Below are 19,453 nucleotides of genomic sequence, written 5' to 3'. Positions count from 1 at the left end.
TTACATTGAAAAAGCTATTTTTGGGTGCATTACTGCTTGTATTTGCAGGGGTTATGGCTGCCTGCGGTTCAAATAACGGCGCTGAATCCGGCAAGAAAGAAATTGTGGTTGCAGCGACAAAAACACCGCATGCGGAAATTTTAAAAGAAGCTGAACCATTGTTGAAAGAAAAAGGCTACACGCTGAAAGTGAAAGTGCTTAGTGATTACAAGATGTACAACAAAGCTTTAGCTGATAAAGAAGTGGATGCGAACTACTTCCAGCACATTCCTTACCTTGAGCAAGAAATGAAAGAAAACACAGATTACAAACTTGTGAATGCCGGAGCTGTTCACTTAGAGCCATTCGGTATTTACTCTAAAAAATACAAATCACTGAAAGACCTTCCAAACGGTGCGACAATTATCCTGACAAACAACGTCGCTGAACAAGGCCGTATGCTTGCAATGCTTGAAAACGCAGGATTAATCACACTTGATTCTAAAGTGGAAACAGTTGACGCAACATTGAAAGACATTAAGAAAAACCCGAAAAACCTTGAATTCAAAAAAGTAGCGCCTGAATTAACGGCAAAAGCATATGATAACAAAGAAGGAGACGCGGTCTTCATCAATGTAAACTATGCGATCCAAAATAAATTAAATCCTAAAAAAGATGCGATTGAAGTAGAATCAACGAAAAACAACCCATACGCTAACATCATTGCGGTAAGAAAAGGCGAAGAAGATTCTGCAAAAATCAAAGCGCTAATGGAAGTTCTTCATTCTAAAGAGATCAAAGACTTCATCGAGAAAAAATACGACGGAGCTGTGCTTCCTGTATCTGAATAAGACTGAAACCCCGGATGAGAAATCCGGGGTTTTTTTCGGGTATTTTCCTAAAAGCTGTTCATAATAAAAAGGAATGTTAAACAGATGGAGGGATTTTCTTTGAATCAAGACAGAGGAAGCATGCAGGACGCGCTAAAACAGTATAAATTAGGTTTAGGCACATTTGAACAAAAGATGCCGCTGATGGGAAGAAAGTTTAACGAGTTTACTGAACAATGCTTTGCCGGCAATTCTCTGACTGAAAGAGAAAAACAGCTGATCGCCCTCGGAATCGCCATCAATGCCCAGGATGAATATTGCATGATCTATCACACAAAAGGCTGTCTTGATGAGGGAGCGACAGAAGAAAATATTCTCGAAGCCGTCAGTGTGGCGGCGGCATTTGGAGGCGGCGCGGCTCTCAGCCAAGGCGTGACAGTTGTCCAGCAGTGCATAGAGGAATTTGGAAACACCACGCATTAAGAGAAGGAATATTCCGAAAAACCATTCTCATTTGATCTAAAAGGATGCCTTCGTCTCATCTGCCGTTATTTCAAGCCATATCCTTTTTGCGGTATCCATTGCAGCGTTGATACAATAGAAGCAAATATATGAAGGGATTGATTCATTATTTGCAGCAGCCAGGATAGACTGGACCTCGATTATACGTCAGAAATGGAAAAAGCAATGCTTCTGTCTCACGGAATTGGATACGAGGAATACGGACGCCGGCTGGAAACAAGAATGAAAGTAGAGCGGCAGAGAGAGCTTGATTATGAAAAGAGCAAGCGGATTTCTGCGGGAGGTTATTGAGAAAATCAATCTTTTAAAAAAGGGTGGGAATCCACTCTTTTTCTTTTTCAATCGCTTTAATAAAGTGCAGATCTTTGTTAAACTTGAGGAATGTGCAAGGCACGATAAAAAGTTGTATTTACTTTTCATTTGTTATAAAATTAGAATGAGAATAAAATGAGAATAATGATTATATATTTTTGGAGGTATAGATATGGCTGCTTCAACATTAACGATCAAAGATCTTCACGTTGAAATCGAAGGGAAAGAGATCTTAAAGGGTGTAAACCTTGAAATAAAAGGCGGAGAGTTCCACGCCGTAATGGGACCGAACGGAACAGGTAAATCCACTTTGTCAGCTGCTATTATGGGGCATCCTAAATATGAAGTAACAAAAGGAAGCATCACGCTTGACGGCAAAGATGTACTGGAGATGGAAGTGGACGAGCGTGCGCAGGCAGGTTTATTCCTTGCGATGCAGTACCCAAGTGAAATCAGCGGTGTGACAAATGCCGACTTCCTTCGCTCAGCAATCAACGCGCGCAGAGAAGAAGGCGATGAAATTTCTCTTATGAAATTCATCCGCAAAATGGACGAAAACATGGAGTTCCTTGAAATGGACCCTGAAATGGCCCAGCGCTACCTTAACGAAGGCTTCTCAGGCGGGGAGAAAAAACGCAACGAAATCCTTCAATTAATGATGATTGAACCGAAAATCGCCATCCTTGATGAAATCGACTCAGGTCTTGATATTGATGCACTGAAAGTTGTATCTAAAGGAATCAACAAAATGCGCAGCGAAAACTTCGGCTGCCTGATGATCACTCACTATCAGCGCCTGTTAAACTACATCACTCCAGATGTTGTTCACGTTATGATGCAAGGCCGTGTTGTAAAATCCGGCGGTGCAGAGCTTGCACAGCGTCTTGAAGCAGAAGGTTATGACTGGATCAAACAAGAACTTGGTATTGAAGACGAAACTGTAGGTCAAGAAGCGTAAGCGTTAGGGGGATTAACATGACACTAGGTACAAAACTATCCGTAGATCAGGAGTATCTCAAAAGCTTTTCCGAAAAGCATCAAGAACCTGCCTGGCTGAAAGACCTGCGCTTACAGGCTCTTGAACAAGCTGAGGATCTGCCGATGCCGAAGCCTGATAAAACAAAAATCACAAACTGGAACTTCACGAATTTCGCGAAGCATACAGTTGATAACGAACCGCTTTCTTCATTGGAAGATTTGACTGATGAAGTAAAAGCGCTGATCGATGTTGAAAACGAAGATAAAACATTATATGTACAGCGTGACCAGACGCCGGCATACCTTTCTCTTTCTCAAGAATTGAAAGACAAAGGTGTCATCTTCACTGATATTCTGACTGCCGCACGCGAGCACAGCGATTTGGTGGAGAAATACTTTATGAAGGACGGCGTGAAGGTTGACGAGCATAAATTAACTGCACTTCACGCAGCTCTTGTTAACGGAGGAGCATTCCTTTATGTTCCGAAAAATGTTCAGGTGGAGACGCCGGTTCAGGCTGTTTATGTCCACGAAAGCAATGATACGGCTCTTTTCAACCACGTACTGATTGTGGCTGAAGACCACAGTTCTGTAACGTATGTAGAAAACTACATCAGCACTGTAAACCCGAAAGACGCTGTCTTCAATATTATCAGTGAGGTCATCACAGGTGATAATGCCAGCGTGACATACGGTGCGGTGGATAATCTGTCTAGCGGTGTGACAACATATGTGAACCGCCGCGGTGCTGCTCGCGGACGCGACAGCAAAATCGAGTGGGCTCTCGGCCTGATGAACGATGGCGACACGATTTCCGAAAACACAACAAACCTTTACGGTGACGGCACATACGGCGATACGAAAACGGTTGTTGTCGGAAGAGGAGAGCAAACAGAGAACTTTACAACACAAATCATCCATTTCGGTAAAGCTTCAGAAGGATATATCTTGAAGCACGGTGTGATGAAGGATTCTGCTTCTTCTATCTTTAACGGAATCGGCAAAATCGAACATGGCGCTTCTAAAGCGAATGCGGAACAAGAATCACGTGTGCTGATGCTTAGTGAAAAAGCACGCGGAGACGCAAACCCTATTCTTTTAATTGACGAAGACGATGTAACTGCAGGACATGCGGCATCTGTCGGCCGTGTAGACCCTATTCAGCTTTACTACCTGATGAGCCGCGGAATTGCGAAAGAAGAAGCAGAACGCTTAGTCATCTATGGATTCCTTGCGCCGGTAGTAAACGAACTTCCGATTGAAGGCGTTAAGAAACAATTAGTTTCTGTTATCGAAAGGAAAGTGAAGTAATGAATATCACAGATATTCGTGAACAGTTCCCGATCCTTCATCAGCAAGTGAACGGACATGATCTCGTTTATCTCGACAGCGCGGCGACTTCTCAGAAGCCGCGTGCTGTCATTGAAACACTGGATAAGTATTATAACCAATACAATTCCAATGTTCACCGGGGCGTCCATACACTTGGAACCAGAGCGACAGACGGTTATGAAGGAGCGCGTGAAAAAGTCCGCAAGTTTATTAACGCGAAGTCAATGGCTGAGATTATTTTCACAAAAGGCACGACCACATCACTGAATATGGTGGCGTTAAGCTATGCGCGCGCCAACCTGAAACCGGGTGATGAAGTGGTTATCACCTACATGGAGCATCATGCGAATATCATTCCGTGGCAGCAGGCTGTCAAAGCGACTGGCGCCACATTAAAATATATTCCGCTGCAGGAAGACGGAACGATTTCTTTAGAAGACGTCAGAGAAACGGTCACAAGCAACACAAAAATTGTTGCGGTGTCTCATGTATCTAACGTCCTCGGCACGATCAACCCGATTAAAGACATGGCGAAAATCGCTCATGACAATGGTGCTGTTATTGTGGTGGACGGTGCGCAAAGCACGCCTCACATGAAAATTGACGTGCAGGATCTCGATTGCGACTTCTTTGCGCTTTCTTCCCATAAAATGTGCGGCCCTACCGGTATTGGTGTGCTGTACGGAAAGAAAGCCCTGCTGGAAAGCATGGAGCCTGCCGAATTCGGCGGTGAAATGATCGACTTTGTCGGGCTTTATGAATCAACTTGGAAAGAGCTTCCGTGGAAATTCGAAGCGGGTACGCCGATTATTGCAGGAGCAATCGGTCTCGGTGCCGCAATTGATTTTCTCGAAGAAATCGGTCTTGATGAAATCTCCCGCCACGAGCACAAGCTTGCAGCTTATGCACTTGAATGCTTCAGCCAGCTTGACGGCGTAACAGTTTACGGACCGGAAGAGCGTGCCGGACTTGTCACATTTAATCTTGATGATGTTCATCCTCACGATGTGGCAACCGTACTTGATGCGGAAGGGATCGCTGTCAGAGCCGGCCATCATTGCGCGCAACCGTTGATGAAATGGCTGGATGTAACTGCTACTGCAAGAGCAAGCTTTTATCTGTATAATACAGAGGAAGAGATTGATAAGCTTGTGGAAGCTCTTCAAAAGACAAAGGAGTATTTTACAAATGTCTTTTAATGCAAACTTAGATACATTGTACAGACAGGTGATTATGGATCATTACAAAAACCCGCGCAACAAAGGGGTTTTGAATGACAGCATCGTCGTGGATATGAACAATCCGACATGCGGCGACCGAATCAGACTGACAATGAAGCTTGACGGAGACATCGTGGAAGATGCGAAATTTGAAGGGGAAGGCTGTTCCATTTCAATGGCATCCGCTTCGATGATGACTCAGGCGATTAAAGGAAAAGATATTGAAACAGCCCTTTCCATGTCTAAGATTTTCTCGGATATGATGCAAGGGAAAGAATATGATGATTCTATAGATCTCGGGGACATTGAAGCCCTTCAAGGCGTTTCAAAATTCCCGGCCCGTATCAAATGTGCAACCCTGTCATGGAAAGCACTTGAAAAAGGAGTCGCAAAAGAAGAAGGCGGCAATTAAAAGGATTGGAGTGAAAATGGATGGCTAAAAAAATGCCTGATATTGGTGAATACAAGTATGGTTTTCACGACAAGGACGTTTCCATTTTCCGTTCAGAGCGCGGATTGACAAAAGAAATCGTAGAAGAAATTTCTCGCATGAAAGAAGAGCCTCAATGGATGCTTGATTTCCGCTTGAAATCACTTGAGCATTTCTACAACATGCCGATGCCTCAATGGGGCGGAGATTTAAACTCACTGAACTTTGACGAAATTACGTACTACGTAAAACCGTCTGAGCGTTCAGAGCGTTCTTGGGATGAAGTTCCTGAAGAAATTAAGCAAACATTCGACAAGCTCGGTATTCCTGAAGCTGAACAAAAATACCTTGCGGGTGTTTCTGCTCAGTACGAATCTGAGGTTGTATACCACAACATGAAAGAAGATCTTGAAGCGCAAGGCATCGTCTTTAAAGACACTGACAGCGCGCTGAAAGAGAATGAAGATATTTTCCGTGAGCACTGGGCAAAAGTGATCCCGCCGACTGATAACAAGTTTGCGGCGCTTAACTCAGCTGTTTGGTCCGGCGGATCTTTCATCTACGTCCCTAAAGGCGTGAAGGTTGAAACACCGCTTCAAGCTTACTTCCGTATCAACTCTGAAAACATGGGTCAGTTCGAACGTACACTGATCATCGTTGACGAAGAAGCAAGCGTTCATTATGTTGAAGGCTGTACTGCGCCTGTTTACACAACAAACTCACTTCACAGTGCAGTTGTTGAGATCATCGTGAAAAAAGGCGGCTACTGCCGTTATACAACGATCCAAAACTGGGCGAACAACGTTTACAACCTAGTAACGAAGCGTACAGTCTGTGAAGAAAACGCAACAATGGAATGGATCGACGGCAACATCGGTTCTAAACTGACAATGAAATATCCGGCTTGTATCCTAAAAGGCGAAGGCGCGCGCGGTATGACGCTTTCTATCGCTCTTGCGGGTAAAGGCCAGCATCAGGATGCAGGTGCGAAAATGATTCACCTTGCACCAAACACATCATCCACAATCGTATCAAAATCGATTTCAAAACAAGGCGGAAAAGTAACGTACCGCGGCATCGTCCACTTCGGACGCAAAGCGGAAGGCGCCCGCTCTAACATCGAGTGCGATACGCTCATTATGGATAACAAATCAACTTCAGACACAATTCCTTACAATGAAATCTTAAATGATAACATTTCATTGGAGCACGAAGCGAAAGTGTCTAAAGTATCTGAAGAGCAGCTCTTCTACTTGATGAGCCGCGGTATTTCTGAAGAAGAAGCGACTGAAATGATCGTAATGGGCTTCATCGAGCCATTCACAAAAGAGCTTCCAATGGAATACGCAGTTGAAATGAACCGTTTGATTAAGTTCGAAATGGAAGGTTCTATTGGTTAATGATGAAAACCTTTGTTTATCAAGGGTTTAAGGGATTATTATAAATTGTAAAATTGTCGGCGTGCCGATTTCGTGTGTAGGAGACGAACTTTTGAAGTTCGTCTTCTTTTATTTTTTCAGTGATATCAAGTTAAGTATCCACTATTTTTTTGATGGTTAAATATCCTAGTCGAAAATACATATGTCAGACTTGCGATTCTTTTGTCAAAAGCCTATCCTGAAAAATATTGAAGTCTAATGAAAAATTCAGGATAAATTTGTTCTTGTTGCGATAATGACCACATGATGTCTATACAATCGGGACAATATCTCCTGCATGCATAAGTAAACTTTTATAAGATTCAAACGACTATTATGTGACTTTAACGGCTGCATGATACGGTTCCTTTATCAAGCAACCATACAGTTGCTTATACTTGACACGCAACCATGTAGTTGCTTATACTCGATATATGAATTGGGACAACGACGCTATATTCAAAGCACTCGGCGATTCGACTCGTCGGCTTATATTAGACGAACTATCCGAACGAAACGAGCTGACGTTGTATGAACTTACGGTACGTCTCATTACGAAGCACAACCTCTCCATAACGCGACAGGCGATAGCTAAACACCTTTCTGTCCTGGAAGATGCAGAGCTCGTAAAATCAAAACGAAAGGGAAAATATCGAGTACTTATATTCAACAACGAACCGCTTAAAAATTTGCTCAAAGGATGGGTAGAATAATTTTATATAATCAGAACAGGACTTCTGACAAATGTGTGGGTTGTTTTGCTTGTAGCCAGATTGTTAGCACATTACCATGCGTCATTCATATCAAAGGAGGGAAAAACAGTATGAAAATCATTGTTACCAGTATATTCGTACAAGATCAAGACAAGGCACTGGAGTTTTATACAGAAAAACTGGGGTTTGTAAAAAAGGAAGACGTTCCTATGGGGAAATTTAGGTGGATAACGCTTGTTTCTCAAGATGATCAAGACGGAACCGAGCTTTTACTCGAACCGAATGAACATCCTGCCGCCAAGGAGTATCAAAAGAAGATATTCGCCGAAGGCTTCCCAGCAACAATGTTTGGCGTTGCAGATATTCAAAAAGAGTACAAACGATTAAGGGAAAAAGGCGTGAAGTTTACTATGGAACCGACAAAAATGGGCGAAGTCACAATAGCTGTCTTCGACGATACTTGCGGCAACCTTATTCAAATTGTACAGAAGTAACCGGTGCGAGTTTAAGTTCAGTAAAGTGGTTTTCATCAAAAAATAAAACTGTTTTATTCACAATTAATTAAGTGAATTTTTTCATAAAAAAGGACGTGTCTATTTTTTAATCGCGTCCTTTTTGTATGCAGAAGAAAAACCGCTGGCCGAGGGGCCGCGGTTTCTTATTCTTCGATCTCCTGATTGATGATTTGTTTTACAGATGTATTGCTGTTATGTTCCCTATTCATCTCTTGTAAACGAGTATAAGCCGTGTCAAATTCCTCTTTTGACATCTGTTTTGCGGCTAATGCAGAGCATAAAATGGCAAAGGCGATCGGCATTGTATCAATGTGGATATCGATATGGACCTCTGAGTTGCCGCTGTTTTCGATCATAGATCCATTGTTAGGCATCTCTTGAGTATGTCTGTTGATAGGAATGATATTCTCGTTCATTACTCTTCTCCGTCTTGAGACTGTGCCTGTGCCTGATCCTGATCTGTATTCACGTTGACTACGACTTTTGCATTGCCGCTGTTTTCAACTTTAGCAACTGATACATTGCGCTTTTGGTTTTCTTCATTTTCATGACGATTTTCGCTCATGGTATCATCCTTTCTCTATTGATAGTGATAGGATATTCGATAGGAGAGTGAAGAGATTGGACGAACTTCGCGGTTTTTTCACATTGGGGCTAAAGGTCGAAGGGAAGCACTCTATTTGGTAAAATGAATAGACATTATAAAAGAAAAGGTGTTTGCATATGAAATCGTACATCATCGTCGGTGCAGGGATTCTTGGTGCGTCGACGGCTTATCATCTTGTCAAATTGGGTGCCCGGGTCATGGTGATTGACCGGAAGGAACCTGGTCAAGCGACTGATGCGGCAGCAGGGATCGTCTGTCCTTGGCTTTCGCAGCGCCGCAATCAGGATTGGTATCAGCTTGCTAAGGGAGGAGCACGGTACTATACGGATTTAATCCATCAATTGGAAGAAGACGGAGAAACGGATACAGGATATAAGCGTGTCGGTGCCATCAGCATTCATACTGATGCGGCAAAGCTTGATAAGATGGAGGAGCGGGCGTATAAGAGACGGGAGGATGCGCCGGAGATCGGCGACATTACCCGCTTGTCCGCAAGTGAAACGAAAAAGCTGTTTCCGATTTTAGCTGACGGTTATGAATCAGTTCATATCAGCGGTGCCGCCCGTGTGAACGGAAGAGCGCTGTGCGGGTCCCTTTTAAGCGCTGCAGAGAAACGCGGCGCAAAGATCATCAAAGGAAATGCGTCCTTGCTTTTTGAAAATGGAACGGTCACCGGTGTACAAATAGACACACAGCAGTTTACGGCTGACGCGGTAATTGTGACAGCGGGGGCATGGGCCAATGAGGTCATGAAACCTCTTGGCATTCATTTTCAAGTGTCCTTTCAGAAAGCGCAGATTATGCATTTTGAAATGACGAAACCGGATACAGGATCGTGGCCGGTTGTGATGCCGCCGAACGATCAGTACATTCTTTCGTTTGATAACGGCAGAATTGTAGCTGGCGCCACACACGAAAACGATGCCGATCTAGATGATCTGCGTGTGACAGCCGGAGGACAGCACGAAGTATTGAGTAAAGCGCTAGCGTCAGCACCGGGTCTTGCTGATGCTGCTGCCATTGAAACAAGAGTGGGCTTCAGGCCGTTTACACCAGGGTTTTTGCCGGTTGTTGGCGCTGTACCGGACGTTCAAGGCCTTTTTGCCGCTAACGGTTTAGGCGCTTCGGGATTAACGATGGGGCCGTTCTTGGGATCAGAGCTCGCAAAGCTAGTTCTCGGAAAACAGACAGAAATCGACCTTAGCCCTTATGATCTAGCCGGAGCGTTGCATAATAAGTAAAAGCATAACAAACAAATATAGTAAAGCTGTTCTAGCTTTTCTTTTCTGTCTGTGTTAGCATTTACCTTTAATGAAAAAGAGGACGTGAACTGATTTTGATAAAAATTGATATACCTGCACCGAATGTCACCATCACCGAACGACAGCAGTCAGCTAATGATAACGAGCCGAAAATAAAGGCGATTTACGGATTCATCGACTTTCACCAGATACCAAGGGATAAAGGCGGCATCTTCATGTTTTATAACATTCATGACGAGCTGCTGTTTGTCGGTAAAGCTAGAAAGTTAAGACAGAGAATTAAGAAGCATTTTGAAGATACTGTCTCACCGATCAAACATCACAGAGACGAAGTATATAAAATTGAAGTATGTGTAGTTGAAGATCCAATGGAAAGAGAAATTTACGAAACATATATCATCAATACACAGCACTCGAAGTACAATATAGACAAGGTATTTTTTAAATAAGAAGTCAGTCTGCGGATTGAACAGCGAAGCCAGAGCTTATGTAAAGTTCTGGCTTTTGATTTGGGCATTTTTCCGCAGATAGACCTTTGACTATCATCTGAGTAAATTATTGAGAAATTTCAGAAAATAATATTGACAATCCTAGCTCCGGACTTTAATATAACAATATATAATGTTATATAACGTTATATAATAAAAATGAGGAGTGAAGGATTTGAGTCAGGCCACAGTAAAAGTAAATCGTGAGGTTCAAGCTTTCTTGCAGGATTTGAAAGGGAAAACCATTGACCATGTATTCTTTGTCGCATGCGGAGGGTCTTCGGCCATTATGTATCCGAGTAAATATGTGTTTGACAGGGAGTCAAAATCAATCAACTCCGACCTTTACAGCTCTAATGAATTTATTCAGCGCAACCCTGTTCAGCTTGGTGAAAAGTCTCTTGTTATTTTGTGCTCGCATTCGGGAAATACCCCGGAAACAGTCAAAGCCGCTGCGTTTGCAAGGGGCAAAGGCGCACTTACGATTGCGATGACGTATAAACCAGAGTCTCCTTTAGCGCAGGAAGCACAATATGTTGCCCAGTACGATTGGGGTGACGAGGCGCTTGCGATCAATACGAACTATGGCGTTCTGTATCAAATCGTTTTCGGCACCCTGCAAGTATTAGAAAACAATACGAAATTTGAACAAGCAATTGAAGGTTTAGATCAATTGCAGGCTGTGTATGAAGAAGCCCTTAAGCAGGAAGCTGACAACGCACAGCAATTCGCAAAAGCTCATGAAAAAGAAAGCATTATTTATACAATGGCAAGCGGTGCAAACTACGGTGTCGCTTACTCCTACAGCATCTGCATTCTCATGGAAATGCAATGGATTCATTCCCACGCCATTCATGCCGGAGAATATTTTCACGGACCGTTTGAAATTATTGATGAATCCGTGCCGTTTATCATCCTGCTCGGTTTAGATGAAACTAGACCTCTTGAAGAGCGGGCGCTTACCTTCTCGAAAAAGTATGGCAAAAAGCTCACAGTGCTTGATGCCGCATCTTACGACTTCACTGCAATTGACGATTCAGTTAAAGGCTACCTTGCTCCGCTCGTTCTCAACCGTGTACTGAGAAGCTATGCGGATGAGCTGGCAGAGGCGAGAAATCATCCTTTATCTCATAGAAGATACATGTGGAAAGTTGAGTATTGATCTGAAACTGAGGAACCATTATGCATTAGACTATAATGTTATATAACATTATAGTCTAATGTCCAGAGGAGGCCAACCCTTTGAAGAAAATGTTGTTGTTTTTGATCATTGCAGCTGTCAGTATGCTCACCATTGCGGGCTGTTCGAGTCAGGGCAGTTCATCAGACGGAAAGGTGACATTGAAATTTTTCCACAGATGGCCGAAGGAGCCGGAAAAAAGTTATTTTGAAGAGGTTGTTAAGGAATTTGAAAAAGAACATCCGGATATCGACATTCAAATTGAAGCCGTTTTGAATGACTCTTATAAAGATAAAATTAAGGTCATGCTGGGAACCACCAGCCCTCCTGACATTTACTTCTCTTGGAGTGACGAGTTTGCTTTTAAATTCATCAGAGGCAATAAGGCACTTGATCTTTCGTCCTACTACGAAAGTGATACAGATTGGTCATCACAGCTCGTTCAATCGCAAGTTACACCATTTACTTATGAAAACAAGCAATATGGCGTGCCATGGCAAATGGACGCTAAATCATTCTTTTATAATAAAGACATTTTTAAAAAGCTGAACCTTGATCCTCCGAAGACATGGGATGAATTAATCGATGTGTCAAAGAAGCTGAAAGAAAATGGCTACACACCAATTAGCTTTGGAACAAAGGCGACTTGGACAATCTCGCACTATATCGGCACGCTCAATCAGCGGATGGTCGATGAAAAAACACGGGAAAAGGACTATAACGCCAAAACGGGTGAATTTACTGATGAAGGCTATGTAAAAGCACTTGAAAAGCTTCAGGAGCTGATGCCTTACTTCAATAAACATGTAAACTCCGTCGACCACGAATATGTAAGACAGCAATTTAAGAGCGGAAAGTCGGCGATGATATATGCAGAAACAGCGGAAATCAAGCTGGTTGAACCGGTGAATCTGGGGATGTTCCCATTCCCTGAAATCAGCGGGCAAAAAGGATCATCAGAAGCGTTAACGGGAGCGCCGGAAGGGTTCATGATTGCCTCAAAAACAAAACATCCGAAGGAAGCGATGGAATTTTTGCAGTTTCTGACGTCGAAAAAAATGGGTGAAAAGCTCGTCAAAGATGTCGGGAAATACAGCGCGGTGCAAGGAACGGCTACCGAAGAAAATTCTACAGCCATTCAGCGTGAAGCGGTTCAGCAAATTGTTGATGCCAAATCAATGGTTCCATGGTTTGATATGGATGTCGATGTTGAAATCGCAGATGCGTACTTAACGAGCGTCCAGCAAATGCTTGGCGGCGACATGACACCGGAGCAGGTGATGAAAGCTGTTCAAAAAGCAGCGAAGCAAGTGAGAGCGTCAGCTGAATAAATCAAAGAAAAGGTGAAACTTCGCACCTTTTCTTTTTATAAAGGAGATGAGATATCCTTGGTCAATCAGAATAAAATAATCCCCTATTTGTTTTTGGTGCCCGCTCTCGTTTTTTTACTTTTTGTTTATATCCCGATTTTTGAGAATGTCTTCCTCAGCCTGTTTCAGTGGAGCTCTTTTTCTCCGGAAAAAACGTTTATCGGATTGAAAAACTATGTTGAATTATTTCATGATCCTGTCTTCTATCAGGCACTTACCAATAATGTGCTTTACGCAGTGATCTCAATTGTATGCCAGGTATTTGGCGGTTTGATTTTGGCGGCGGTGCTTGAGGATAAGCTGGTCAGAAAATGGTCGCCGTTTTTTCGTACTGTTTTCTTTTTGCCGGTTGTCATCTCAATGACGGTGATCGCGCTTTTGTTTGATTTTATTTACAACCCTGAGACGGGGCTTTTGAATCAGTTGCTTCAGGCGGTCGGTCTTGATCAGCTGACGAGAGCCTGGCTTGGGGAGGACAGCACGGCTATGCTTTCTGTTATTTTTGTGTCTCAATGGCAATCTGTCGGTTATATTGCGATGCTGTACATTGTGTCGATTCAAAAAATACCGGATGAACTGTATGAAGCGGCCCGGCTTGACGGCGCGGGGAAAATTCAGCAGTTTTTTCATATTACCGTTCCCCAGACGAAAGAGATGTCTTTTGTTGCGGTGGTCATGACGCTGACCGGCGCCTTTACGGTATTTAATGAACCGTACATATTGACAGGCGGCGGGCCGGGAAACGCTTCAGAAGTTTTAAGCACGTTTTTATATAAAAGCGCCTTTACAAAGGATATGATGGGCTATGCCTCAGCGATAGCCACCGTTGTGTTAATCATTACGCTCGCATTGTCGCTCATGCAAATGAAGTTCTTTAAAACCGGAAAGGAGGAGTAACAGATGCTGCCTCAGAAGAAGACAGATTCGTTCAGATTGGAGCCTGTGCCTGACCGGCACATTGAGATGAAAAGAAAGCCTAGACGAAAATGGTACATCGGAGAAACGTCTGTGTGGGTTTTTCTGTTTCTTTATCTGATTGCGATCGCCTATCCGCTTCTATGGATGGTGATGAGCGCCTTTAAAAACTCGGACGATATTTTTGAACATAGCTGGTCGCTGCCGTCTTCGTGGCATCCGGAAAATTTTGTGTCCGCCTGGAATCAGGGGATTTCTTCTTATTTTATGAACAGTGTCATCGTCACGTCGCTTACGTGTGTGATCACCGTCTTTATCAGTGCATGGGCGGCGTACGGCCTTTCCCGGTTTGAGTTTAAAGGAAAAGGATTCTTTTTGGTGCTTTGTCTTGGCGGTTTGATGCTGACGCCGCAGGTCAGTCTTGTGCCGCTTTATTCTATTATTCAGTCGCTGGGCCTTTACAATACGTATTGGGCGTTAATCCTGCCGTATGCTGCTTACCGGATCCCGTTCACCATCATTTTGATCCGCTCTTATTTTCTCTCTATTTCCAAAGAATTGGAGGAGGCGGCTTATTTAGATGGCTGTACGAGTTTCGGGGTATTTTTCAGAATTTTCTTACCAATGAGCATGCCGATTTTGGTGACATCCGGCATTTTGACGGCTTACCATACGTGGAATGAGTTTATGTTTGCGATTATTTTCATAGATGATGAGAATTTGCGGACCATTCCAGCCGGGCTGATGCAGTTCAGAGACGCACTGCAGACAGACTGGGGCGTCCTGCTGGCGGGATTAACGATTTCGGCTGCGCCGATTATTATTCTATTTTTATTTATGCAGAAATATTTTGTCCGCGGGATTGCAAGCGGAAGTGTAAAAGGATAAAGGAGGAAGCACAATGAAATTGATTGCGGTTGGAGATAACGTTGTAGATTACTATCAGGACCAAGAAACGTTCTACCCGGGAGGAAATGCCTTAAACGTCGCAGTGCTTGCCAAACGGCTCGGGCACGAGGCTTCCTATATCGGAATCGTCGGCAATGACGAAGCCGCGGCACATCTTTTGAACGTATTGAAATTGGAGAAGGTCAATGCGGATTATATTCGCCAGGCGCACGGAGAAAACGGAATGGCGATTGTCACCCTTGATGAACAGGGGGACCGTATTTTTGTCAGATCAAATAAAGGCGGTATTCAGTCCCGGCTCCGTCTTGTGTTTCAGGAGAAAGATGTATCCTTTATCAGCGGGCATGATCTGCTGCATACCAGTGTGTACAGCAGACTTGAGAACGATCTTCCGCAGCTGTGCGGCCTGATCCCGGTCTCCTTTGATTTTTCAACCAATCGGGAGGATAATTATTTGAGGAAGGTCTGTCCTTATGTGACGTATGCGTTTTTTTCAGGCAGCGATTTGAGTGAGTCAGAGTGCGGCGAGCTTGCTGAAAAAGCTCATAAGTATGGAGCGAAAGTCGTATGTATGACCCGCGGGGGCCAAGGGGCGATCTTGTCTGCGGGTGACCGAATCTATCATCAGCCGATTGTGGAAACTGATATAATAGATACACTTGGAGCGGGAGATTCATTTATAGCGGGTTTCTTGACTGCTTTTTGCGAGAAGCAGGACATAATGCATGCTTTGGGCAAAGCGGCGGAAACGGCTGCAAAAACATGCGGCGTGTACGGGGCTTTCGGCTATGGCCATCCTTTTCGCTTGGAGGATGGGGGAAGCAGTGAAAAAACGAGAATACTATAAGCAGTGTCTCGTTTTTTATGCCTGTTATGTGTAGGGGCTGTTGATGGTAAAAGTAACACGGTTTGTGTGCATCAAAAACAATGAGCAGTAGATTGGCTGGTCGTTTGATGTAAAAGCCGTTTTATCGATTTCAAATAGTGCATCCCCTATATCGCAATCCAGGTATTTGCTTTCCTCCTGCTGGGCATATACAACATTTAATAGCTTCGTATTGTGTGTGGGCACAACTTGGTATTGCTGTCGTAAAATATCATGCATGGATACGCCGTCAGCAATAAAGGTATCAATGCTGGGAAACAAATCCAGCGGATAATGTGTCACTTCAAAGGTGAGCGGCTGATCATCGTTATATAAAATCCGTTTTAATTCAACGACAGGGCTCTCGGGATTGATTTGCAGCTTTTCGGCTATGGGTTTTGCCGCCGGAATGATCTCATGGGACAGCACCTGATGCTTCGGTTTTTTGCCGGTTGATTCCATAAATTCCGAGTAGCCGTTTACTGCAATCAGCTCTCGTTTTAATTTAGGGCTTTTAACGAACGTTCCCTTTCCTTGCTGCCGGATCAGATAGCCTTCTTCAACTAAATCGAGAATGGCTTTCCTGACGGTAATGCGGCTGACATTATACTTGCTGCAAAGCTCGTTTTCAGTAGGCAGCTTGGCGGTTGGGGAATACACGCCCTTTTTGATGTCATCAGTGATGATTTGTTTTAGCTGAATGTATAAAGGTGTAGAACTTCCGTTGTTTAACAAAGGGTAGCCTCCTTTTAAGCTATTATTCATATTATAATGTATTATGACGTTATAATACAAATTTACATTTTTTATTTTAGAAATATAGCAAAAATAGGAATCGATTACTCTAAAAATAACAGAAAGACCAAGTTGTTTCCAGTGACGAAATAACAGATTAAAAGATAGGGGGAATTTCTGATGGCTGCATTATCATTTGAACATGTCAAAAAATCATATCACTCCCAATTAACGGTGAAGGACTTTGATTTAGATGTAAAGGATAAGGAGCTTTTGGTGCTGGTGGGGCCGTCAGGATGCGGAAAATCGACAACGCTGCGTATGGTGGCGGGGCTGGAAAGCATCTCTGAAGGAAACCTCCTCATTGATGGGGAACGGGTCAATGATCTCCCGCCGAAAGAACGTGATATTGCGATGGTATTCCAAAACTATGCGCTTTATCCGCATATGACGGTATTTGATAATATGGCGTTCGGATTAAAACTTAGGAAGATGGCGAAACAGGAAATTGCTGAACGGGTTCATGCGGCAGCTAGAATTTTAGAGATTGAACATTTGCTGAAGAGAAAACCGAAGGCGCTCTCTGGCGGACAGCGGCAACGGGTGGCGCTTGGCAGATCGATTGTAAGGGAGCCGAAGGTCTTTTTAATGGACGAGCCGCTTTCCAATCTGGATGCAAAACTGAGAGTGACGATGCGGACAGAAATCAGCAAGCTGCACCAGCGTTTAGAGGCAACCATCATTTATGTCACGCATGACCAGACCGAAGCGATGACAATGGGCGATCGGATTGTCGTGATGAATGATGGGGAAATCCAGCAGGTGGCGAAACCTCATGACATTTATCATTACCCGGCAAATCTGTTTGTCGCAGGCTTCATCGGCTCTCCCGGAATGAACTTTCTGACAGGCGCCATTGAAGAGCACCATGGCGAGCTGTTTTTCACAAACCCTTCGATCCGGATTCATATTCCTGAAGAAAAAGCGAAGCGGCTTAAAGAAAAGGGATATGCCGGCGAGCAGATGATTGCCGGCGTCCGGCCGGAGCATATCACACATATGACTGAAAATGATCAGCTGTTTGATTCAGTGTTTAAAGCGAAGGTGGAAGTGAATGAAAATCTGGGATCAGAGCAAATTGTACATGTCACGTCTGGGGGCGAGCGGCTCACGGTCCGCCTGGACGGAAACACGCGAATCGCCGCAGGCGATCTGATCCAGCTGGCAGTGAAAATGGATCACGCCGTCTTTTTCGATGCGGAGACAGAAGAGGCTGTGTATTAGAAAAGGTGCTCCTAAACAGGAGCACCTTTTTCTTACGGCCAAATGTCGTCAGCCCATTCAGGGTGGTCAATAAATGGATTGCGGTTATGCTGATATTTCTCATAAATGATTTCATTTCTTTTTCTCTCGCGGTCATCAACCGGGTCCTGCCTATTCCATTCAAGCAGGACAGATTGTTTTCCGTGATAAGGGGCTGAGCCGTTGCCTGTTTTATCATTAAGCTCAAGGTCAGGGTAGCCGTCATCACCTTCGTAACGGACAGCCATGTAAAACAGCATGCGCGCCACATCGCCTTTTACATCATCGCGAGGCTCCCATGAATCTCCATCATAATAATTTCCCGGCGCTTTTGCATATTCAGTGCCGCCGTTGTCAAAATCCATATTTCCTCTGGCGCTGTTGACTTGAACGTCAGCCGGGCGCAAATGGTGAATGTCGGTGCCAGGTCCCTTGCTTGTACCAAAATTGCCATGAGATTTCGCCCAGACATGCTCGCGGTTCCAATCGCCGACATTGCCGCCGTTCAGGTTTTTCGACCGCGATTCATTCGTATAGAGCAGGATGACGTTATTCGGGTTTGCCGGATCTTCATCGGTTTCTTTCAGCGCGTTCCATACTTCGCTGTAGGACAGCATCGTGTGTCCGCTAACGATGCGGTGCAGAGCGCTTTTTAGCGATTCTCCTGTTTTTCCTTCAGCCCCTTCATAATAGGTATCTGTGTCAGTGTAGGGTGCAGCGGGAGCGGCTAATGAGAGAAGGCCCACGGTTCCTGAAGGGGAAGACGCTAATCGGTCATTCAGGCTCAATGCGGTTTGCGGGCTTGCTGATGCGGCGGGCGCAAACCATCCAGAAATCAGTAATACACAGACGAGCGGCAGAAACCTTGTTCTTTTTGTCATCACTTGCCCTCCTTTTATCAGATCATGTCTATTATCTAAAAATGAAATCAAGGATAGAAGTGTCATTTTGTATATTTTTCTTTAAAATTGTAAATTAGTTCCTTTGGAGGAGGCAGATATCCACTGTTCCAATATCTTTAGGCCCCGTTTTTGCTTCAGCTGAGATTTGGCAAGGTCTGTTCCTTCTTCAATTGATGTGGTATGTCCGAATAAATAGTAACGCAGTCCCGCATTCATGATGACTTGCTTTCTTTCATAGTCTAATCCGGCTTCCTCGCTGCCGCTGAGAATCGCCTTGATTTTTTCTGCCTGTCCGGCCTGGCTCATTATTTGATCCACTGCTGCTTCGTCCGACGTTTCTGTTTTGATCCGTTCTGCGATCAGAAATGCCGCGATTTGCACATCGCTTGCTTTACCGGAAAACATCGCTTCTCCCGCAAGCTTGGCTTGTTCATATGAAAGGTGTTTTGACCCCCTTTTTCCTCTTGCTGTGTCTTTAATCCATTGTTGCATTTTGGCTCTCTCCCTTACTGTGTTTTCTTTTGACTTTACATGAAAATGGCACTGCGAGGTAGGGAGGTTTCTGGTTGCTATGGTGCTGGATAGATACTGTGACTAAAAAATAAACGTTTTTTTGGTTATTCTGTCAATGAACTATCGAGTTCCTCCTTCTATAATGAAGTCACCATA

22 protein-coding genes and 1 pseudogene are annotated in these 19,453 nt (G+C 44.0%); 18 read left to right on the top strand and 5 right to left on the bottom strand.

The genetic code is table 11. The features are described 5' to 3' along the window. Window positions 1-5 precede the first annotated feature (5 nt). From metQ to glxB, 10 genes are all read left to right on the top strand, one after another. On the top strand, window positions 6-830 hold the full coding sequence (metQ, locus tag GYO_RS38610) for a methionine ABC transporter substrate-binding lipoprotein MetQ (RefSeq protein WP_014115080.1): 825 nt from the start codon (window positions 6-8) through the stop codon (window positions 828-830). Between the two features lie 84 nt (window positions 831-914). Then, a complete protein-coding gene (locus GYO_RS38605) occupies window positions 915-1,292 on the top strand; it encodes a carboxymuconolactone decarboxylase family protein (RefSeq protein WP_003222796.1) in 378 nt (125 codons plus the stop codon). 192 nt (window positions 1,293-1,484) lie between these two features. Then, window positions 1,485-1,622, top strand: a complete 138-nt coding sequence (locus tag GYO_RS38600) for a YuzK family famiily protein (RefSeq protein WP_014115079.1) — start codon at window positions 1,485-1,487, stop codon at window positions 1,620-1,622. 193 nt (window positions 1,623-1,815) lie between these two features. After that, window positions 1,816-2,601, top strand: a complete 786-nt coding sequence (gene sufC / locus GYO_RS38595; protein WP_003151872.1) for a Fe-S cluster assembly ATPase SufC — start codon at window positions 1,816-1,818, stop codon at window positions 2,599-2,601. Window positions 2,602-2,618: 17 nt separating this feature from the next. Next, window positions 2,619-3,932, top strand: a complete 1,314-nt coding sequence (gene sufD, locus GYO_RS38590) for a Fe-S cluster assembly protein SufD (protein WP_014115078.1) — start codon at window positions 2,619-2,621, stop codon at window positions 3,930-3,932. Next, complete coding sequence (gene sufS, locus GYO_RS38585) at window positions 3,932-5,152, top strand: cysteine desulfurase SufS (protein ID WP_014115077.1); 1,221 nt, start codon at window positions 3,932-3,934, stop codon at window positions 5,150-5,152. Before sufD ends, sufS begins: the two co-directional genes overlap by 1 nt. Beyond that, entirely contained in the window at window positions 5,142-5,585 is a 444-nt protein-coding gene (gene sufU / locus GYO_RS38580; RefSeq protein ID WP_003222809.1) for a Fe-S cluster assembly sulfur transfer protein SufU, read from the top strand. The genes sufS and sufU overlap by 11 nt, the downstream gene beginning before the upstream one ends. 20 nt (window positions 5,586-5,605) lie before the next feature. Further along, a complete protein-coding gene (gene sufB, locus GYO_RS38575) occupies window positions 5,606-7,003 on the top strand; it encodes a Fe-S cluster assembly protein SufB (RefSeq protein WP_003228608.1) in 1,398 nt (465 codons plus the stop codon). Between the two features lie 452 nt (window positions 7,004-7,455). Beyond that, window positions 7,456-7,734 carry an ArsR/SmtB family transcription factor gene (locus GYO_RS38570; protein WP_041521065.1) on the top strand — a complete coding sequence of 93 codons (279 nt, stop codon included), beginning with the start codon at window positions 7,456-7,458 and terminating at the stop codon, window positions 7,732-7,734. A 110-nt stretch (window positions 7,735-7,844) separates the two neighbouring features. Next, entirely contained in the window at window positions 7,845-8,228 is a 384-nt protein-coding gene (gene glxB, locus GYO_RS38565; RefSeq protein ID WP_014115076.1) for a methylglyoxalase, read from the top strand. Between the two features lie 164 nt (window positions 8,229-8,392). Here the strand turns inward: glxB and GYO_RS38560 are convergent, their stop codons facing one another. Together GYO_RS38560 and GYO_RS38555 are read right to left on the bottom strand one after the other, a co-directional pair. Continuing rightward, the gene (locus GYO_RS38560) at window positions 8,393-8,665 is read right to left on the bottom strand and encodes a hypothetical protein (RefSeq protein WP_003222817.1); all 273 of its coding nucleotides are present in this window, start codon (window positions 8,663-8,665) and stop codon (window positions 8,393-8,395) included. Beyond that, window positions 8,665-8,814 carry a hypothetical protein gene (locus tag GYO_RS38555; protein ID WP_003240873.1) on the bottom strand — a complete coding sequence of 50 codons (150 nt, stop codon included), beginning with the start codon at window positions 8,812-8,814 and terminating at the stop codon, window positions 8,665-8,667. The genes GYO_RS38560 and GYO_RS38555 overlap by 1 nt, the downstream gene beginning before the upstream one ends. A 158-nt stretch (window positions 8,815-8,972) precedes the next feature. Between GYO_RS38555 and GYO_RS38550 the strand changes: the two genes are divergently transcribed. The 7 genes from GYO_RS38550 (at window position 8,973) to GYO_RS38520 (ending at window position 15,827) form a co-directional block, all read left to right on the top strand. After that, a complete protein-coding gene (locus tag GYO_RS38550; protein ID WP_014115074.1) occupies window positions 8,973-10,097 on the top strand; it encodes an NAD(P)/FAD-dependent oxidoreductase in 1,125 nt (374 codons plus the stop codon). A 95-nt stretch (window positions 10,098-10,192) separates the two neighbouring features. Further along, complete coding sequence (locus GYO_RS38545) at window positions 10,193-10,567, top strand: nucleotide excision repair endonuclease (RefSeq protein ID WP_041521064.1); 375 nt, start codon at window positions 10,193-10,195, stop codon at window positions 10,565-10,567. Between the two features lie 214 nt (window positions 10,568-10,781). Further along, window positions 10,782-11,768, top strand: a complete 987-nt coding sequence (frlB, locus tag GYO_RS38540; RefSeq protein ID WP_014115072.1) for a fructosamine deglycase FrlB — start codon at window positions 10,782-10,784, stop codon at window positions 11,766-11,768. Window positions 11,769-11,848: 80 nt separating this feature from the next. After that, window positions 11,849-13,117 carry an ABC transporter substrate-binding protein gene (locus tag GYO_RS38535; protein ID WP_014115071.1) on the top strand — a complete coding sequence of 423 codons (1,269 nt, stop codon included), beginning with the start codon at window positions 11,849-11,851 and terminating at the stop codon, window positions 13,115-13,117. A 57-nt stretch (window positions 13,118-13,174) separates the two neighbouring features. Further along, entirely contained in the window at window positions 13,175-14,053 is an 879-nt protein-coding gene (locus tag GYO_RS38530) for a carbohydrate ABC transporter permease (RefSeq protein WP_003222831.1), read from the top strand. A gap of 3 nt (window positions 14,054-14,056) precedes the next feature. Continuing rightward, window positions 14,057-14,959, top strand: coding sequence for a carbohydrate ABC transporter permease (locus tag GYO_RS38525; RefSeq protein ID WP_014115070.1), 903 nt, complete (start codon window positions 14,057-14,059; stop codon window positions 14,957-14,959). A gap of 13 nt (window positions 14,960-14,972) precedes the next feature. Then, window positions 14,973-15,827: a fructoselysine 6-kinase gene (locus GYO_RS38520; RefSeq protein WP_014115069.1), complete on the top strand. Its 855-nt coding sequence runs from the start codon at window positions 14,973-14,975 to the stop codon at window positions 15,825-15,827. A 24-nt stretch (window positions 15,828-15,851) separates the two neighbouring features. Here the strand turns inward: GYO_RS38520 and frlR are convergent, their stop codons facing one another. Further along, window positions 15,852-16,580: a transcriptional regulator FrlR gene (gene frlR / locus GYO_RS38515; protein WP_014115068.1), complete on the bottom strand. Its 729-nt coding sequence runs from the start codon at window positions 16,578-16,580 to the stop codon at window positions 15,852-15,854. 180 nt (window positions 16,581-16,760) lie between these two features. Between frlR and GYO_RS38510 the strand changes: the two genes are divergently transcribed. Beyond that, the gene (locus tag GYO_RS38510) at window positions 16,761-17,864 is read left to right on the top strand and encodes an ABC transporter ATP-binding protein (protein ID WP_014115067.1); all 1,104 of its coding nucleotides are present in this window, start codon (window positions 16,761-16,763) and stop codon (window positions 17,862-17,864) included. Between the two features lie 32 nt (window positions 17,865-17,896). Here the strand turns inward: GYO_RS38510 and GYO_RS38505 are convergent, their stop codons facing one another. Both GYO_RS38505 and GYO_RS44185 read right to left on the bottom strand, forming a co-directional pair. Further along, on the bottom strand, window positions 17,897-18,763 hold the full coding sequence (locus tag GYO_RS38505) for an endonuclease I family protein (RefSeq protein ID WP_014115066.1): 867 nt from the start codon (window positions 18,761-18,763) through the stop codon (window positions 17,897-17,899). 81 nt (window positions 18,764-18,844) lie between these two features. Continuing rightward, window positions 18,845-18,916 (bottom strand): annotated as a pseudogene (locus GYO_RS44185) (hypothetical protein); the annotation flags it as partial. Between the last annotated feature and the right edge of the window lie 537 nt (window positions 18,917-19,453).

The organism is Bacillus spizizenii TU-B-10 (genome assembly GCF_000227465.1).
Classification (GTDB): domain Bacteria; phylum Bacillota; class Bacilli; order Bacillales; family Bacillaceae; genus Bacillus; species Bacillus spizizenii.
Note: the sequence above shows the minus strand (reverse complement) of the source record. Positions and strands in the feature narration are given on the sequence as shown.

Bases quoted from the DNA above. Each gene is read 5' to 3' on its own strand.
- GYO_RS38525 (WP_014115070.1), top strand. From the start codon at position 14,057: ATGCTGCCTCAGAAGAAGACAGATTCGTTCAGATTGGAGCCTGTGCCT.
- GYO_RS38555 (WP_003240873.1), bottom strand. From the start codon at position 8,814: ATGAGCGAAAATCGTCATGAAAATGAAGAAAACCAAAAGCGCAATGTA.
- sufU (WP_003222809.1), top strand. From the start codon at position 5,142: ATGTCTTTTAATGCAAACTTAGATACATTGTACAGACAGGTGATTATG.
- sufC (WP_003151872.1), top strand. From the start codon at position 1,816: ATGGCTGCTTCAACATTAACGATCAAAGATCTTCACGTTGAAATCGAA.
- sufS (WP_014115077.1), top strand. From the start codon at position 3,932: ATGAATATCACAGATATTCGTGAACAGTTCCCGATCCTTCATCAGCAA.
- GYO_RS38570 (WP_041521065.1), top strand. From the start codon at position 7,456: ATGAATTGGGACAACGACGCTATATTCAAAGCACTCGGCGATTCGACT.
- GYO_RS38605 (WP_003222796.1), top strand. From the start codon at position 915: ATGGAGGGATTTTCTTTGAATCAAGACAGAGGAAGCATGCAGGACGCG.
- GYO_RS38600 (WP_014115079.1), top strand. From the start codon at position 1,485: ATGGAAAAAGCAATGCTTCTGTCTCACGGAATTGGATACGAGGAATAC.
- GYO_RS38520 (WP_014115069.1), top strand. From the start codon at position 14,973: ATGAAATTGATTGCGGTTGGAGATAACGTTGTAGATTACTATCAGGAC.
- GYO_RS38550 (WP_014115074.1), top strand. From the start codon at position 8,973: ATGAAATCGTACATCATCGTCGGTGCAGGGATTCTTGGTGCGTCGACG.
- sufD (WP_014115078.1), top strand. From the start codon at position 2,619: ATGACACTAGGTACAAAACTATCCGTAGATCAGGAGTATCTCAAAAGC.
- GYO_RS38560 (WP_003222817.1), bottom strand. From the start codon at position 8,665: ATGAACGAGAATATCATTCCTATCAACAGACATACTCAAGAGATGCCT.
- GYO_RS38505 (WP_014115066.1), bottom strand. From the start codon at position 18,763: ATGACAAAAAGAACAAGGTTTCTGCCGCTCGTCTGTGTATTACTGATT.
- glxB (WP_014115076.1), top strand. From the start codon at position 7,845: ATGAAAATCATTGTTACCAGTATATTCGTACAAGATCAAGACAAGGCA.
- GYO_RS38510 (WP_014115067.1), top strand. From the start codon at position 16,761: ATGGCTGCATTATCATTTGAACATGTCAAAAAATCATATCACTCCCAA.
- sufB (WP_003228608.1), top strand. From the start codon at position 5,606: ATGGCTAAAAAAATGCCTGATATTGGTGAATACAAGTATGGTTTTCAC.